Genomic DNA, 13,707 nt, shown 5'->3' with positions numbered 1-13,707 from the left:
AGTGACCCAGTCAGCCCCACCGACCTCGACCCTCGACCTGGCGGCCGAGTTCCTCGACCGGCGCACGCCGCTCGACCGCGTACGCGGACTGCTGCACCGGTACCCCGCGATCAGCCCCGCCGTGGTGCTGATCGTCGCGGTCATCGTGTTCGGCACCATCAATCCGCGCTTCTTCGCCGCCGCCAACCTGTCGCTCGTGCTCGACCAGGTTTCGGTCGTCGGCACCGTGGCGATCGCGCAGACCCTCATCATCCTCACCGCGGGCATCGATCTGTCGGTGGGTGCCGCCATGATCCTCGCCTCGATGGTGATGGCGCAGACCGCGTTCCACAACGGCTTTCCCGCCGCGATCGCACTGCTGGCGGGTCTAGTCGCCGCCCTCGCCGCCGGTGCACTCAACGGGTTCTTGGTGACCCGCGTGAAACTGCCACCGTTCATCGCGACCCTCGGCACCTTCAACGTGTTCGTCGCGCTCACGCTGCTCTACAGCGGCGGACAGACCGTCCGGCGGGCCGAGATGCCCGAGCTACTCACCTGGACGGCCACCCCGCTGCCCATCGGCGACGTCCGGCTGACGGTCGGCGTGCTCATCATGCTCGCGCTGTACGGGCTGGTCGCCTACGTGCTCGGACGCACCGCGTGGGGCCGGCACGTGTACGCGGTCGGCGACGACGCCGAGGCGGCGCGACTGGCGGGCATCTCGACCAGCCGCGTGCTGATGAGCGTCTACGTCGCCGCCGGCGCCGTGCTGGCAGTGGCGGCGTGGATCCAGATCGGTCGATCGGGTGCAGCCAGCCCCAATGCCGGTGCCGACCTGAACCTCGACTCGATCACCGCGGTCGTCATCGGCGGCACATCCCTGTTCGGCGGCCGGGGAGTGATCTGGGGCACCCTGCTGGGCGCCGTGATCGTCGGCGTGTTCCGCAACGGACTGTTCCTCGCCGGCGTCGACGGGCTCTACCAGACCCTCGCCATCGGCATCCTCGTCATCGTCGCGGTCGCCGTCGACCAGTGGATCAGAAAGGTACGCAAATGAGCCTCATCCAAGACGCCGCACCCGTCACGCCGCCCGCACACGGAGTGCCCGTGCTCGAAGCCAAGCGGCTGGTGAAGACCTTCGGGCGCGTGGTCGGCCTCGACGGGGTCAGCCTGCAACTGCACCCCGGCGAAGTGCTCGCTGTGATCGGCGACAACGGCGCCGGCAAGTCCACCCTCATCAAGTGCCTCACGGGCGCGTACATCCCCGACGAAGGGCAGTTGCTGCTCGACGGCAAGCCGGTGCACTTCAAGCGTCCCCAGGACGCGCGTGCCGCCGGCATCGAGACCGTCTACCAGAACCTCGCCGTCTCGCCTGCCCTCGATGTCGCCGCCAATCTGTTCCTCGGTCGGGAACGGCGAAAGCCAGGGTTCGCCGGATCGGTGCTGCGGCTGCTCGACACCTCTGGCATGCGGCGCGAGGCACGCGAGCAGGTGCACCGGCTGGGTATCTCGACTCTGCAGGACGTGACCGTGGCCGTCGAGAACCTCTCCGGCGGACAGCGCCAGGCGGTTGCTGTCGCGCGGGCGGCGGCGTTCGGATCGAAGGTCGTCATCCTCGATGAGCCGACCGCCGCGCTCGGCGTGCGCGAATCGAACCAGGTGCTCGAGCTGATCGTGCGTCTGCGTGAGCACGGCGTGCCCGTGATCCTCATCTCGCACAACATGCCGCACGTGTTCCAGGTCGCCGACCGCATCCACATCCAACGGCTCGGCAAGCGCGCGGCGACCATCACCCCGCAATCGCACTCGATGACCGACGCGGTCGCGATCATGACCGGTGCGGCGCAGGCATGAGCGAATCGGTCGTGTTGTACGCCGAATTCACCGCCACACCGGATGCCGGCGAACACGTCGATCGGTTGATCTCGGATTACGCTCAACTCGTGCGCGCGGAACCTGGCAACGAGGTGTTCGAGGTGTATCGACGCGAGGAGGCCCCGGACCGGTTCTTCGTCTTCGAGCGGTACCGTGACCGGGCGGCCTTCGAGGCGCACCTTGGCGCGGAATCCGGACGCGCGTTCAACGACGCGCTCGGTCCGCTGATCGTCGAATCGGGAAGCACGCTCAGCTTCCTGCGCGAAACGGCGCGGGTCTGATGGGCAGGCAGGCCGACGGCACCGGAGAGGTGGCGGAAGGTCTCGTCCACGCACGGGTGCTCGTCATCGGTGAAGCACTGGTCGACATCGTGCAGCGCGACGGGATCGGCGCGCAGGAGAGCCCGGGAGGGAGCAGCGCCAACGTCGCGCTGACGCTGGGAAGACTGGGCCGGCCCAGCATCCTGCTCACCGCGTTGGGCGACGACGAGCGCGGTGACCGCATCCGTGCCTGGCTCGATGCGTCGGGCGTGCGCGTGCTCGCCGGACCGTTGGAGCGGACCTCGACCGCGTCGGCCGTGCTATCCGCTGACGGGTCGGCCAGTTACGAATTCGATCTGCACTGGCGCCTCGACGCCGTCCACCCGCCGCGTGCCGGCATCGTGCACAGCGGGTCGTTGGCGGCGTTGCTCGAACCCGGTGCGAGCCAGGTCCGCGGGATCGTCACGGCGATGAGGCCCGAAGCGCTGGTCACCTACGACCCGAACATCCGCCCCGCGCTGCTGCCGGATCCCCAAGCGGCCCGCCAGGCAGTGCTCGCCGCCGTCGCCTCGGCCGACCTCGTCAAAGCGAGCGACGAAGACATGTCGTGGCTGCATCCCGGTGAGGACCCGGTCGAAGTAGCGCGCCGATGGCTCGCCACTGGACCTGCGGTGGTGGTCATCACCCGCGGTGCGCAGGGAGCCGTTGCCGTCTCGAGGTCGGGCGAGGTGCGTGTCGCGGCACCGACGACAGCCGTTGTCGACACCGTCGGTGCCGGCGACAGCTTCATGGGCGCACTGATCGACGGACTCATCGACACAGGTCTGGCCGACGCATCCGCGCGTGAGGCGCTGCACGGCGTGGATGGGGCGACGCTCGAGGCGCTGCTGCAGTTCGCGGTCGCCACGGCTGCGGTCACGGTGTCCCGTCCTGGGGCCGATCCACCGCGGCGCGCCGAGATCATGGCGCTGTGACCGTTCAGTCGTGACGCGGGCCGACCCTTGCCGGTTCCGCCATCGCCGGTTCGTCGCTCGACGGTGTGTCCGTGCCGGCGTCCGCAGCATCCTGCGCCCGCGCGGCAGCGACGGCAGCCGCGATCTGGGCTCGTACCTTCGCGGCGTTGCGCTTGCGTTGGCGGCGCATCAGGAGCGTCTGGCATCGGGTCGCCGCGGGGCCGCGGACGTCCGTGCGTCAGGCCGCGCGAGGAAACGCGCCGGCGAGGCGTGTGGCGACGGAATCCACGTCGACGTCGGTTTCGGTGGCTGTCGTGAGCCGCTTGACGAGCAACCTTGGCCACAGCACGTGAACGCCATTGACGATGAACGAACCCCCGATCAGCGGCCAGTCCGCGTCGATGAAGCAGAGCGCACCGGTCACCGGCACCGTCGGGTCGTTGACCGCGGTGGCGACGCGTTCGACCTGGGTCTGCACGCCGGCGACAAGCTTCGTCTTGTCGCGACCCGCGACGCGGAGCGACTCGACGCGCGGGCGGAAGATGCCGCCGTCGACCTGCAGGGCGGGTCGACCCTTGTAGCGCTTCGCATCGACGACCCACACCCCGCTGGGAGCGACGATGATGTGGTCGATGTTGGCTCGCGTTCCGGGAATGCGGCGGTCATGGAGCACCTGTGTGGTCTCGGGCAGGTCCTTCATTCGTGCGGCGAGCAGTTCCTCGCCGATCGCTCCCTGTTCCCAGGCGCGGGTGCTCTGCGGATCGTCGGAGAGCGCAAGGATCAGCCCGCCAAGCTTCGGGTGCTTGGTGCGGATGCGATCTTCGCGAGCCTGTTTGCGACGCTCGTACTCGCGTCGAGCCGATCCGCCTGCCACATCCGGCCTCGATTCGACAGGCTCCGCTGCACATTGCACGCAACGGACGGTCTTCGACGCTCGCTCGTACACCGCCTCCTGCTTCACCGCGAGCGCCAAGCCGCACAGCCGACAGATTCCCGCATAGCGCAGCCGCATGACCTTGTCGCCCTGTTCCAGCTCCGCGTCCACGGCCCGACCGTAGCAGCGGCCGAGACACTGACTGTGCCACCTGGCATCAGCGAGGTTCACTGTGCGGCGCCCGACGTGACGCCGACACCGGTCACGGCGTGGGGGCTCGCCCCTACTCGTCGGCCGGGTTCGGGACGACAATGGCGGCATGGCAGAGGAGATCACGGTGCTCCTCGCGGACGACCATCCCGTCGTGCGCGGGGGTCTGCGCGCGCTCTTCGACACCTTGGACGGCATTCGGGTGGTCGCGGAAGCAGCCGATGGCGCCGGGGCGATCCGTGAAGCATTGCTGAATCGTCCCGACGTGATCCTGCTCGACGTGCGGATGCCGGGGATGGGTGGGATCGATGCGGCACGACGGATCGCGATCGACGTGCCGGAGGCGGGCATCATCATGCTGACGATGGTCGACGACGACGTGCTGGTCACCGACGCCCTGCAAGCCGGCGCGCGCGGCTACCTGCTGAAGGGAGCCGAATCCGATGAGATCGAACGCGCCGTGCGCAGCGTCGCGGCAGGCGACGCCGTCTTCTCGTCGGCCATCGTGCCCGGGGTAGTGGGCCGGATGCGGGGTCCCGCCTCGACGCCCGCGATCGGCTCGCTGACGGCGAGAGAGCGACAACTCCTCGACCTCATCGCGCGCGGCCTCTCGAACACCGCGATCGCCGAGCGCATGGGCATCGCCCCGAAGACCGTCGGCAACCACATTTCGTCGGTTTTCCTCAAACTGCGGGTCGCGACACGTGCCGAGGCGATCGTCCTGGCACGCGACGCCGGGTTCGGCCGATGAAGCGCCGTCGGATCGGTCTCGCACTGGCCGCGTTCCTCGTCATCGCCAACCTCGCGCCGGCACTGGATATCCGACCCGACCCGGCGACGGGCGAGGTCGGATGGCTCCCGGTCACCGCTGCTGCCATCGGTCTCGTCCTCGCGGTCGCGACCGTTGTCCTTCTCGTCCCAGCGTGGCGTGGTCGCCAGTGGGCGGTGCGCGCCGTCGCGCTGATCCAGTTGCTGGGGATGCTGCAGGCGACCCCGATCTTCTTCGTCCCCGCCGAGGTCGTCCCTGCAGGCGCGGTCGTCTTCGCGGCACTGGGTGCACTTGCGAGTCTGGTCGCGATCACGCTGATGCTGTACGACTCGTCATCCGTGCTGCTTGCCTCGGCGGCAGTCGTCGTCACGGTGGCCATCTACGCGGGCCTCGTCGCCGCTGTGTCGGTGCTCTTGCCTGCCGCGGCGGAGCGCAGCATCCAGACCGCGAGCGCCATCGTCGTGGCGCTGCTGTTCGCGCCGATCCTGGCGCTCATGCGTCGCACCGTCGCGCGGTCGATCTACGGCGGGAGGGTCGATCCTGCCGGAACGGCCATCTCCGTCAATCAGCAGCGCGGGATCGGTGAGGGTGCGGTGCAGACGGCCGTCGAAGAGACCCGTCGAGCGTTGCGTCTGCCGCGGCTTGAACTCATGGAGGGCGGACGCACGCTCGCCGCCGCGGGTGCGCGGCATGCGACGGCCGCCCGCGAGACACTTCCCGTCGGGAACGAATCAGGCCTCGTGCTCGTCGTCACGTTGCGACCCGGCGAGACGCGCTTGCATCGCGACGATCGTGCTGCGCTCGAGCTCGTCGCCGCGCCGTTCGCGCTGCTGCTGCGCGAGTCGGCGTTGATCGCCGAGCTCCGTGTCGCTCGAGCTGATGCCGCACGTGCGCGAGAGGCCGAACGCGCCACCATTCACCGCGAACTGCACGACGGACTGGGCCCGCTGCTCACTGGCGCGTCGTACCGCCTGGACGCGGTACGCAACCAACTCGATGCGGCGCCGCAGGGGGTGGATGCCGACCTGGCCACCATCGGCGCGGACCTCCGTACCGCAATCGACGAGGTGCGTCGCGTCGTCTATGGACTGCGCCCGGCTGAGCTCGAGCAGGGGACGATCTGGTCGGCCGTCAGACGGCACGCGGGGGCTGTCGGCGCCGACCTGAGCCTTCCGGATCCGCCCCCGGCGCTGTCGCCGGCCGTCGAGCTCGCCACCTTCCGTATCGTGACCGAGGGGATCGCGAACATCGAGCGGCATGCGCCCGGTTCGCAGGTCACCTTGGCGATCGAGTGCGACGGAGACGCGATGCGCATCGGCTTGGGCAACGCCGGCGTGTTCGAGCCACCCTCGGCTGCCGGCGTGGGGACGACCTCCATGCGCGATCGCGCCGAGGAACTCGGTGGGCGCTTTCACGCCGGACCGGTGGCGCAGGGCTGGCTCGTGAGCGCCGAACTGCCCCTCCATTGAGACGGTCGCCCCGCGACACTGGGGGCGGACCCCCATACGTCTCCCGGCCAGGTGGGTGCTTCCCCTCATGATCGCATCGCGTCGCGCAGGGAGCATCGAGTGAGCGTCCGCTCCGGGCGTCGCCGCAACCACAGGGGGTTCACATCATGTCCGCTTCATCCATTCCATCCGCCGTCACCGAGACGAGGCCACGTCGTCTCGGCATGCTTCGCACGGGCCTCGTGATCGGGGCGATCTTCGGCCTGCTCGGCGTACTGCCGTCGCTCGACATGGGGTTCGACGGCTCTGGCTGGGACGTCGTGCTCATCGTCTTCGCGATCCTGTCCGTGCTGGTCGCGATCGCCGCCATCATCTGCGCCGTGGTGGGCTGGCACGGGCGGCGCGGCGCGGCCATCACCGCGTGCATCGTGCAGGTGATCTCGCTCATCCCGTCGCTGCCCGCCTTCTTCCTGCCGCACCACGAGACGACTGCGGAGGGCCCGGGCCCGACACTTGCGATCGTCGGCATCGTGCTCACCGCCGGCGTCATCGCGCTCATCCTGATCGGGTTGCGTCGAGCGCACGCACACCCGTGAGTGCGCCGGTCGATCATCGGTCGCCCGCGCGTCAGCCCTTCGGCAGCATCGTCAAGAGCATCTTCGACGGCTCGAGCGCGCGCACCGCGTGCGGCACACGCGCGTCGAGGTGCAGCATCCCGCCCGGTCGCAGTTCGACAGTCTCCTCGTCGGTCGAGAACTCGAGGTGTCCGGTGAGCCCCTGGACGAGGATCGGGCCCGGTGCGGAATGCTCGGTCAGTTCGGCACCCGCATCGAAGGCGAACACCAGCACTCTCGCGGCATCCCCCGACAGCGCGAGCTTCGACGCGCGCTTGCCCGCCTCGATTTCGACGACGTCCAGCAGGTTCTCGACGAAGGTGAGCGTCATGCCCCCATTCTCGTGTCGGCATCGTACCGAGACAAGGGCCGGGTCGGGTCGCGCGTTGACGATGTCGGACCCAGGCGGCAAACTGACCTGCACCGACGCGGGGAGGATGCCATGGCCGACACCGACCAGACGAGCGACGACACCGGCGCCACGAGACACGTCATCAAGCCGCTCACGCCCGAGACCTTTCCGGGCTGGCTCGCGCTCGCCGACAAGCACAACGGCGTGTGGGGCGGATGCTATTGCTCCTACTTCCACGGCGACACCGAGCACACCGCCAAGGCCGACTTCGACAACAACCGTGGCGCGTACAAGAAGCGTCTCGTCGAGGAGGGCGTCGCGCACGCGGCGCTCGTGTTCGACGGCGATCAGGCGATCGCGTGGTGCGAGTACGGCACCCCGGCAGAACTCCCCGGCATCTATCACCGCAAAGAGTACGACGCCGGTGAGCAGAACCCGGCGCCGTGGCGCATCACCTGCTTCTTCGTCGACCGCGACCACCGACGTTCCGGGGTCGCCCGTGAAGCACTCGACGGCGCACTCGACCTGATCGCGAAGGCCGGCGGCGGCGAAGTCGTCTCGTTTCCGAACGTTCCGGTCGAAGGCAAGAAGACCTCGGCATCCTTTCTGCACAACGGCACGCGCCGCATGTTCGAGAAGGCGGGCTTCACGTTCGAGCGCGACCTCGGCAAACGCAAGACGGTCATGCGGATCACCGTGCCTCCGGCCGCGTGATGGGTCGGCGCCCCGACCCGCTGACGTGCCCGACCTGCGGTGACCCGCTGCGGTTCGAAATCCTCGACGACGAACGGTTTCTCGTCGCGTGGTCGTGCGTCAACTGCGGGCTCATCCGCACGACCGAACCGGTGTGAGTCAGCCCTGCGCTGACGACCTGACGACTCTCGGCACGAGCCGTACGAACACGACCATCGCGACCAGTTCGACGAGCGTCTGGGTGACCACGACGAGCGGTGCGAGGTCGAACGCGGCCGGCAGCGCGAGCACGAGCGGCAGCACCACGAGCGAGTTGCGGGTCGCGCCGCTGAAGACGATCGCGCGACGCCCGGGCACGTCGATCCGCCCGATGCGACCGGCAGCCGCGCCGAGCGGCACCATGACCGCGGCGAACAGCACGTATACCGGAACCGCGAGCGCGAGCGACGGCAATTCGCCGGCGACCCCTGAGATCTGCGACGCCACGACGACGGTGAGGGTCAGCATCATGAGGGGCACCATCGCGCCGAGCACGGCATCCTGCACGCGCGCGCCCACCCGTGTCCGCGCCGCGAACTGGGTGAGTGCGGCGGCGAGCAGCGGCAGCACGATCAGCAGCACGAACGCCTCGACGAACGGCGCAAGGTCGACGGCCCCGACGAACTCGGCCCCGACGAACAGCCACAGGTACACGGGCAGCAGCAGCATCTGCGCGAGCATGAGCAGCGGCGCCGCGGCCAGCAGGCGGTCCTTCGCGCCACCGGCGAGGCCCGTGAACACGATCACGTAGTCGACGCACGGCGTGAGCAGTACGAACAGCACACCGATCAGCAGCGCCTGCTCGTGCGCGACGATGCGCGACAGCACCCACACTACGACCGGCACGACGACGAAGTTCAGCGCGAGCACCGTCGCGAGAAACCGCACGTCACGGATCGCTTGCCCGATCTTCGCGAACGGCACGCCGAGGAACGTCGCGTACAGCAGCACCCCCAGCACCGGGTTGATCGCCAGTTCGGCGGGGTGCGCGACCGCCGGGATGCCGAGACCGAGCGCCGCGCCCACCGCCAGCGCAAGAAGGTACAGCGCGACCTGATGCTTCTCCATCCAGTCGGCGCTCGCTCGCACGCTCCCCATCATGCCCGTACGCCACCGCTCCGCAGTCAGTTGCGCGGCATCCAGTGAGGATGGACCCGACGCAATTGACTGCGGAGCGGTGGGTGGTGCCCGGCGGTCAGACCGAGGCGGTCTCGCGCTCACGGTCGACGTCGTGCCCGGCGACGGTGACGGGCGCGGCGACGGTGGGGGTGGCTTCGCGGCGGCTGCGCTTCGGCTCACGGATGCGGCGCGGCGAGCTCGGGCGGCCGTACGTGTAGTAGAGCGGCAGGCCGACGAAGGCGAGGCCACCGACGAGGTTGCCGAGCACGGTGGGCAGCTCGTTCCAGATGAGGTAGTCCATGACCGTGAAGTCGCCGCCCAGCAGCAGGCCCGACGGGAACAGGAACATGTTCACGATCGAGTGCTCGAAGCCCATGAAGAAGAACAGCATGATCGGCATCCACATCGCGAAGATCTTGCCGATGACGCTCTTCGACACCATCGCCATGACCACGCCGGTCGCGACCATCCAGTTGCACAGCACGGCCCGCACGAACAGGGTCAGCATGCCGGCCGCCCCGTGCTCGGCGTAGCCGACGGTGCGGCCTTCGCCGATGTGGCCGATCGCCTCGCCGACTTCGTTCGGCGGTGTCGAGAATCCGTAGGTGACGACGATCGCCATGAGCACTGCGACGGTGAAAGCGCCGATGAAGTTGCCGAGGAATACGAGGCCCCAGTTGCGCAGGATGCCGCCGAGCGTCACGCCCGGCCGCTTGTCGAGCCACGCGAGCGGCGCCAGCACGAACACGCCGGTGAGCAGGTCGTAGCCGAGCAGGTACAGCATGATGAACCCGACCGGGAACAGCACGGCGCCGAGGATGGGGCTGCCGGTGGTCACCGAGACGGTGACGGCGAACGCGGCCGCGATGGTGAGCACGGCGCCGCCCATGATGGCGCGGATGATCGTGTCGCGGGTGGAGTACATCACCTTCGACGCGCCGGCGTCGATGACGTCGCGGACGAGTTCGGTGGGCTTGACGTAAGACATCGCAGATCTCCAGGGGACGGGGAGCAAGACGAGGGGTCGAGCGGTATGGTCACCGAACCTACGACCGCCCCGTTACCCCCGAAGTGCCCACGACGGCACAGTCGTGTTACCGCTTCCTCTCAACGGGGATGCCGGCCATGTGAGGGTGCCGTCAGCCGGCGGCGTCGTCGAACTCGCGCTGCAGGTACTTCGGAGCCTGCGCGCGCCACGCCTCGGTGACGAGTTCGGCGAGGTGATCCGGCTCGATGCCAGCCATACGGAACGCGACTTTCGGCTCGCCCCACGCGGTCGTCGCGGGCAGAAAGACGTCGGGCAGCATCTCGCGCAGCGCGAGGGCGTCGACCCGGTCGGCGATCTTCACACCGACGACGAGTTCAGTCGCGACGATCTCACGGACGTCGGCGGGAATGCTCGGCCACGGGTGGCACTCCCACGCGAACGGCTTGCGGCGCACGAACCACGCCACACCACCCGTCGTCGCGCGCTCCTCACTACCCGGAAGCCCGGCCGCGATCGCGCGCACATCATCGAGGGTCGCCACGGACCGAGCCTATGCGGCAGTCCCGACAGTGTCAGTCGTGCCGACCGCTGTGATCCGCGACATCCGGTTCGGCGCGAAGCTCGTCGGCGATCTCTTCCTCCGGTCGTGGCGCGATCGTCTCGTCGTCCTCGAGCTCGGGGATCGTCGTCTCGCCCGGGCGAGGCACGTGCGGCTCGACATGATGCTCGGTGTGCTCGGTCACGGCGGCTCCTCCGTTCGTGCCCCACAGCGTACGCCCGTCGCGGCGTGAACGCGTCGAGACGATCCGCCCGGGGCAGACACTTCCCGGTCATGAGGAGCAGACCCGAGTGCGCCGCTGTCGCTGCCGCCGCGATCTCGGTGAGCCTGCTGGTCGGCTGCGCGGGTAGCGAGAATCGAGCGGATGCCGGGCTCGTCCGTGCCGACGTCGCCGCGCGCACCGTCTCGACCGCCGACGCGGCAGCACTGCCAGATGTCGTCGCAGCGTCGCGCGAGGCGGGTATGGCACTGCTCTCCGCGGCCGCCGACGACGCGAACACCGTCGTCTCACCGTCGAGTCTGCAAGTCGCGCTGTCGATGCTCAGTGAGGGCGCACGCGGCGACTCCCTCGCGCAGCTCGAAACGGCCCTCGGTGCCAGCGGCGACGATCGCCGCGACGCGTTCGCCGCACTGCGCGGGGCGCTTGCGCCACTCGACGGAGATCCCAGGGATGCCACGGGCGACGACCTGCCGGACGAGCCGATCGTGCACCTGGCCGATCAGGTGGTCGTCGATGAGGGATTCGAGGTCAGCAACGACTACCTCGCGACGATCGCCGAGGTGTACGACGCCGGCATCCATCACATCGACCTCGACGGCGCCGCGGCGAAGGACGCACTCGACGCGTGGGCCGATCACCACACCGGTGGACTGATCCCCGAGAGCGCGATCTCGCCGAATCCCGACCTGCGCCTCGTGTTGCAGGACGCGATTCTGCTGGCGGCGCAGTGGCAGACCCCGTTCGGAACAGCGGCCACGTTTCCGCAGCCGTTCATGTTGCCCGGCGGCGACAGGGTCGACGTCGACATGATGCACAGCATCGAACCATTCGCCTACGTCGAAGTCGATGGCTGGCGTGCCGCCCGGCTGCCGTACAACGATGCGCTGCACGCCGACGTCGTGCTGCCGCCGACCGGCATCGATCCCGCCGCGGCCTCCGCCGACCTGCTCGCGGACCTCGACGCCGCACTCGACGTCGCGTCGCCGGAGCCGCTCGATCTCGCACTCCCCAAGGTCGACACCGCAGGCACGCTCGACCTCCTGCCGTCGCTGGCGGCACTCGGCGTCGCATCGATCGGCTGTACGGGCGACGCGGATTTGTCGGGCATCGGCGGGGTGCCTGGTGAGCTGTGCGTCGCCCAGGCATCGCAGCAGACCGTTCTGCGGATCGACGAGGAGGGGACCGTCGCCGCAGCGCTCACCGAGATCGGTGCGGAAGCGAGCGCCGCCCCCGCGGCGCCAGACCGGCAACTGCACCTCGACAGGCCGTTCCTGTTCCAGATCGCCCACACCGACACGGACTGGCTGCTGTTCGCCGCAGCCATCCGCGACCCGCGCAGCTGATCCACCGACTCCGCGAGACTTCACGAATGTCACGATTTCGTGCGTGAAGCGTGACATTCGTGAAGTCTCGCGCGGCAGACTGACCGCATGAAACTGTTGCTCACGTCGGGTGGGATCACGAACGACAGCATCCGCAACGCGCTCGAAAGAATGCTCGGCAAGCCGATCGGCGAGGCGAACGCCCTCTTCGTGCCGACCGCGCAGTGGGGGCAGCCGGCGTGCAGCCCCACGACCGCGTTCAACTCGACCGCCGACACGTGGCCGAGTCACACCTCGATGACGGGCCTCGGCTGGAAGTCGGTCGGCCTCCTCGAACTCACCGCACTCCCGAGCATCGGCGCAGAGCGCTGGCGGCCGTGGGTGCTCGCCGCCGACGTGCTGCTGGTCGACGGCGGCGAGGCGGTCTACCTCGCCGAATGGATGCGGCGGTCCGGCCTTGCCGCAGTCCTGCCCGAACTCGATGACACCGTGTGGGTCGGCGTGAGCGCCGGCAGCATGGTGATGACCCCCCGCATCGGGCCCGAGTTCGTCGACCGCGACCCCGACGGCGGCGACGAAACGCTCGGCCTCGTCGACTTCGCGATCTTTCCGCACCTCGACTACCCCGGCTGGGATGAGAACACCCTCGAATGCGCTCGCGAGTGGGCGGCGCGCATCGGCATCCCGTCGTATGCGATCGACGATCAGACCGCGATCAGCGTGGTCGACGGCGTCGTCGAAGTCATCTCCGAGGGGCACTGGGAGCAGTTTCCTGCAGCCTGACTGCAGGGCGACGGTGACGAGACCGACCGCGACGAGCGGCAGAGCGATGACCGCGGCGAACACGGTGCCGGAGATCACGGCATACCCGTGCGGGTCTGCGGCGCAGGTCGGCACCTCGAGCACCAAGCGTCGGGGAAGACTCGGTCGCCGGGTGTCACGTGTCCGATGGATACCACACGGAAAACGAGGCCATCCCCGGTGCGAACGCCGATGAACTCGAAGCCGCCCTCGCGACGACCCTGGGTGCCCACCCGCTCCCGCCGCAGCTCGCCCTCGAGGAAGGAGTCAGCGTCGACGACGATTTTGGCCGGTGCCTCGGGAGGTGCCTCGGGCGAGCTGTACAGCTGCCCACCGTCGCCGATCACGAGGTAGCGGAAGTCGATGCCGTGCTCGAGGATCTCTTCGTCCGCGTCGTCTGGGCGGGCCGGTCGAGCCAATACCGACTTGGCGATCGCGGCCGTGCTGCCGGCGATCGTGTCGTACGGCCAGCGCCGTCGCCGCGGGCAGGAGGCGATCGAGTCGCGGGACGACTGATGGGCGCCGGGTTCTTGGCGCTCGCGTTCACGCACGATCTTCCCCAGGCCGCGATGTGGTTCGCGATGTTCGCCGCGGTGCTCGGAGTCGGCAACGGCCTGTCCAGCGGCATCCTC

The 13,707-nt window shown here is 68.9% G+C and carries 18 protein-coding genes; 10 read left to right on the top strand and 8 right to left on the bottom strand.

Annotated features, from left to right (window positions below):
• The first annotated feature begins 1 nt into the window (after window position 1).
• The 4 genes from ACSF8R_RS10785 to ACSF8R_RS10770 are packed head-to-tail and all read left to right on the top strand — an operon-like array spanning window position 2 to window position 3,088.
• The gene (locus tag ACSF8R_RS10785; protein ID WP_434811886.1) at window positions 2-1,036 is read left to right on the top strand and encodes an ABC transporter permease; all 1,035 of its coding nucleotides are present in this window, start codon (window positions 2-4) and stop codon (window positions 1,034-1,036) included.
• Complete coding sequence (locus ACSF8R_RS10780; RefSeq protein ID WP_434811885.1) at window positions 1,033-1,833, top strand: ATP-binding cassette domain-containing protein; 801 nt, start codon at window positions 1,033-1,035, stop codon at window positions 1,831-1,833. The genes ACSF8R_RS10785 and ACSF8R_RS10780 overlap by 4 nt, the downstream gene beginning before the upstream one ends.
• Entirely contained in the window at window positions 1,830-2,135 is a 306-nt protein-coding gene (locus tag ACSF8R_RS10775; protein ID WP_434811884.1) for a putative quinol monooxygenase, read from the top strand. The genes ACSF8R_RS10780 and ACSF8R_RS10775 overlap by 4 nt, the downstream gene beginning before the upstream one ends.
• Complete coding sequence (locus ACSF8R_RS10770) at window positions 2,135-3,088, top strand: carbohydrate kinase family protein (protein WP_434811883.1); 954 nt, start codon at window positions 2,135-2,137, stop codon at window positions 3,086-3,088. The genes ACSF8R_RS10775 and ACSF8R_RS10770 overlap by 1 nt, the downstream gene beginning before the upstream one ends.
• 4 nt (window positions 3,089-3,092) lie before the next feature.
• On the opposite strand, the gene ACSF8R_RS10765 is transcribed toward ACSF8R_RS10770, so the two are convergent.
• A complete protein-coding gene (locus ACSF8R_RS10765) occupies window positions 3,093-3,257 on the bottom strand; it encodes a hypothetical protein (RefSeq protein ID WP_434811882.1) in 165 nt (54 codons plus the stop codon).
• Between the two features lie 48 nt (window positions 3,258-3,305).
• On the bottom strand, window positions 3,306-4,112 hold the full coding sequence (locus ACSF8R_RS10760) for a nuclease-related domain-containing protein (protein WP_434811881.1): 807 nt from the start codon (window positions 4,110-4,112) through the stop codon (window positions 3,306-3,308).
• A 148-nt stretch (window positions 4,113-4,260) separates the two neighbouring features.
• Here ACSF8R_RS10760 and ACSF8R_RS10755 point away from each other — a divergent pair, with 148 nt between their 5' ends.
• The 3 genes from ACSF8R_RS10755 to ACSF8R_RS10745 all read left to right on the top strand — a co-directional run bounded on the left by ACSF8R_RS10755 (window position 4,261) and on the right by ACSF8R_RS10745 (window position 6,964).
• Window positions 4,261-4,902, top strand: coding sequence for a response regulator (locus tag ACSF8R_RS10755; RefSeq protein ID WP_434811880.1), 642 nt, complete (start codon window positions 4,261-4,263; stop codon window positions 4,900-4,902).
• Window positions 4,899-6,389 carry a sensor histidine kinase gene (locus ACSF8R_RS10750; RefSeq protein WP_434811879.1) on the top strand — a complete coding sequence of 497 codons (1,491 nt, stop codon included), beginning with the start codon at window positions 4,899-4,901 and terminating at the stop codon, window positions 6,387-6,389. Before ACSF8R_RS10755 ends, ACSF8R_RS10750 begins: the two co-directional genes overlap by 4 nt.
• 146 nt (window positions 6,390-6,535) lie before the next feature.
• Window positions 6,536-6,964 carry a hypothetical protein gene (locus ACSF8R_RS10745; protein ID WP_434811878.1) on the top strand — a complete coding sequence of 143 codons (429 nt, stop codon included), beginning with the start codon at window positions 6,536-6,538 and terminating at the stop codon, window positions 6,962-6,964.
• A 31-nt stretch (window positions 6,965-6,995) separates the two neighbouring features.
• Here the strand turns inward: ACSF8R_RS10745 and ACSF8R_RS10740 are convergent, their stop codons facing one another.
• Window positions 6,996-7,313 (bottom strand): cupin domain-containing protein, encoded by a 318-nt coding sequence (locus ACSF8R_RS10740; protein ID WP_434811877.1) that lies wholly within the window; start codon window positions 7,311-7,313, stop codon window positions 6,996-6,998.
• 111 nt (window positions 7,314-7,424) lie between these two features.
• Here ACSF8R_RS10740 and ACSF8R_RS10735 point away from each other — a divergent pair, with 111 nt between their 5' ends.
• Window positions 7,425-8,048: a GNAT family N-acetyltransferase gene (locus ACSF8R_RS10735; protein ID WP_434811876.1), complete on the top strand. Its 624-nt coding sequence runs from the start codon at window positions 7,425-7,427 to the stop codon at window positions 8,046-8,048.
• A gap of 138 nt (window positions 8,049-8,186) precedes the next feature.
• Here ACSF8R_RS10735 and ACSF8R_RS10730 read toward each other — a convergent pair whose 3' ends face one another.
• The 4 genes from ACSF8R_RS10730 to ACSF8R_RS10715 all read right to left on the bottom strand — a co-directional run bounded on the left by ACSF8R_RS10730 (window position 8,187) and on the right by ACSF8R_RS10715 (window position 10,916).
• Window positions 8,187-9,164: an arsenic resistance protein gene (locus ACSF8R_RS10730; protein WP_434812006.1), complete on the bottom strand. Its 978-nt coding sequence runs from the start codon at window positions 9,162-9,164 to the stop codon at window positions 8,187-8,189.
• A gap of 97 nt (window positions 9,165-9,261) precedes the next feature.
• Complete coding sequence (locus ACSF8R_RS10725) at window positions 9,262-10,173, bottom strand: formate/nitrite transporter family protein (RefSeq protein WP_434811875.1); 912 nt, start codon at window positions 10,171-10,173, stop codon at window positions 9,262-9,264.
• Between the two features lie 151 nt (window positions 10,174-10,324).
• Window positions 10,325-10,714: an MmcQ/YjbR family DNA-binding protein gene (locus ACSF8R_RS10720; protein ID WP_434811874.1), complete on the bottom strand. Its 390-nt coding sequence runs from the start codon at window positions 10,712-10,714 to the stop codon at window positions 10,325-10,327.
• A gap of 31 nt (window positions 10,715-10,745) precedes the next feature.
• Window positions 10,746-10,916, bottom strand: coding sequence for a hypothetical protein (locus ACSF8R_RS10715; RefSeq protein ID WP_434811873.1), 171 nt, complete (start codon window positions 10,914-10,916; stop codon window positions 10,746-10,748).
• 89 nt (window positions 10,917-11,005) lie between these two features.
• Here ACSF8R_RS10715 and ACSF8R_RS10710 point away from each other — a divergent pair, with 89 nt between their 5' ends.
• Both ACSF8R_RS10710 and ACSF8R_RS10705 read left to right on the top strand, forming a co-directional pair.
• The gene (locus ACSF8R_RS10710) at window positions 11,006-12,295 is read left to right on the top strand and encodes a serpin family protein (RefSeq protein ID WP_434811872.1); all 1,290 of its coding nucleotides are present in this window, start codon (window positions 11,006-11,008) and stop codon (window positions 12,293-12,295) included.
• 87 nt (window positions 12,296-12,382) lie between these two features.
• The gene (locus ACSF8R_RS10705) at window positions 12,383-13,057 is read left to right on the top strand and encodes a Type 1 glutamine amidotransferase-like domain-containing protein (protein ID WP_434811871.1); all 675 of its coding nucleotides are present in this window, start codon (window positions 12,383-12,385) and stop codon (window positions 13,055-13,057) included.
• A 74-nt stretch (window positions 13,058-13,131) separates the two neighbouring features.
• Here the strand turns inward: ACSF8R_RS10705 and ACSF8R_RS10700 are convergent, their stop codons facing one another.
• A complete protein-coding gene (locus tag ACSF8R_RS10700) occupies window positions 13,132-13,494 on the bottom strand; it encodes a hypothetical protein (RefSeq protein WP_434811870.1) in 363 nt (120 codons plus the stop codon).
• Window positions 13,495-13,707 lie beyond the last annotated feature (213 nt).

Source organism: Microbacterium sp. bgisy189, from assembly GCF_965345345.1.
Lineage (GTDB): Bacteria > Actinomycetota > Actinomycetes > Actinomycetales > Microbacteriaceae > Microbacterium.
This window is presented reverse-complemented; position numbering and strand designations above follow the sequence as displayed.

Coding starts and splice junctions, on each gene's coding strand:
- ACSF8R_RS10765 (WP_434811882.1), bottom strand. CDS start 3,257: ATGCGCCGCCAACGCAAGCGCAACGCCGCGAAGGTACGAGCCCAGATC.
- ACSF8R_RS10755 (WP_434811880.1), top strand. CDS start 4,261: ATGGCAGAGGAGATCACGGTGCTCCTCGCGGACGACCATCCCGTCGTG.
- ACSF8R_RS10725 (WP_434811875.1), bottom strand. CDS start 10,173: ATGTCTTACGTCAAGCCCACCGAACTCGTCCGCGACGTCATCGACGCC.
- ACSF8R_RS10770 (WP_434811883.1), top strand. CDS start 2,135: ATGGGCAGGCAGGCCGACGGCACCGGAGAGGTGGCGGAAGGTCTCGTC.
- ACSF8R_RS10710 (WP_434811872.1), top strand. CDS start 11,006: ATGAGGAGCAGACCCGAGTGCGCCGCTGTCGCTGCCGCCGCGATCTCG.
- ACSF8R_RS10735 (WP_434811876.1), top strand. CDS start 7,425: ATGGCCGACACCGACCAGACGAGCGACGACACCGGCGCCACGAGACAC.
- ACSF8R_RS10775 (WP_434811884.1), top strand. CDS start 1,830: ATGAGCGAATCGGTCGTGTTGTACGCCGAATTCACCGCCACACCGGAT.
- ACSF8R_RS10750 (WP_434811879.1), top strand. CDS start 4,899: ATGAAGCGCCGTCGGATCGGTCTCGCACTGGCCGCGTTCCTCGTCATC.
- ACSF8R_RS10745 (WP_434811878.1), top strand. CDS start 6,536: ATGTCCGCTTCATCCATTCCATCCGCCGTCACCGAGACGAGGCCACGT.
- ACSF8R_RS10780 (WP_434811885.1), top strand. CDS start 1,033: ATGAGCCTCATCCAAGACGCCGCACCCGTCACGCCGCCCGCACACGGA.
- ACSF8R_RS10705 (WP_434811871.1), top strand. CDS start 12,383: ATGAAACTGTTGCTCACGTCGGGTGGGATCACGAACGACAGCATCCGC.
- ACSF8R_RS10730 (WP_434812006.1), bottom strand. CDS start 9,164: ATGGGGAGCGTGCGAGCGAGCGCCGACTGGATGGAGAAGCATCAGGTC.
- ACSF8R_RS10740 (WP_434811877.1), bottom strand. CDS start 7,313: ATGACGCTCACCTTCGTCGAGAACCTGCTGGACGTCGTCGAAATCGAG.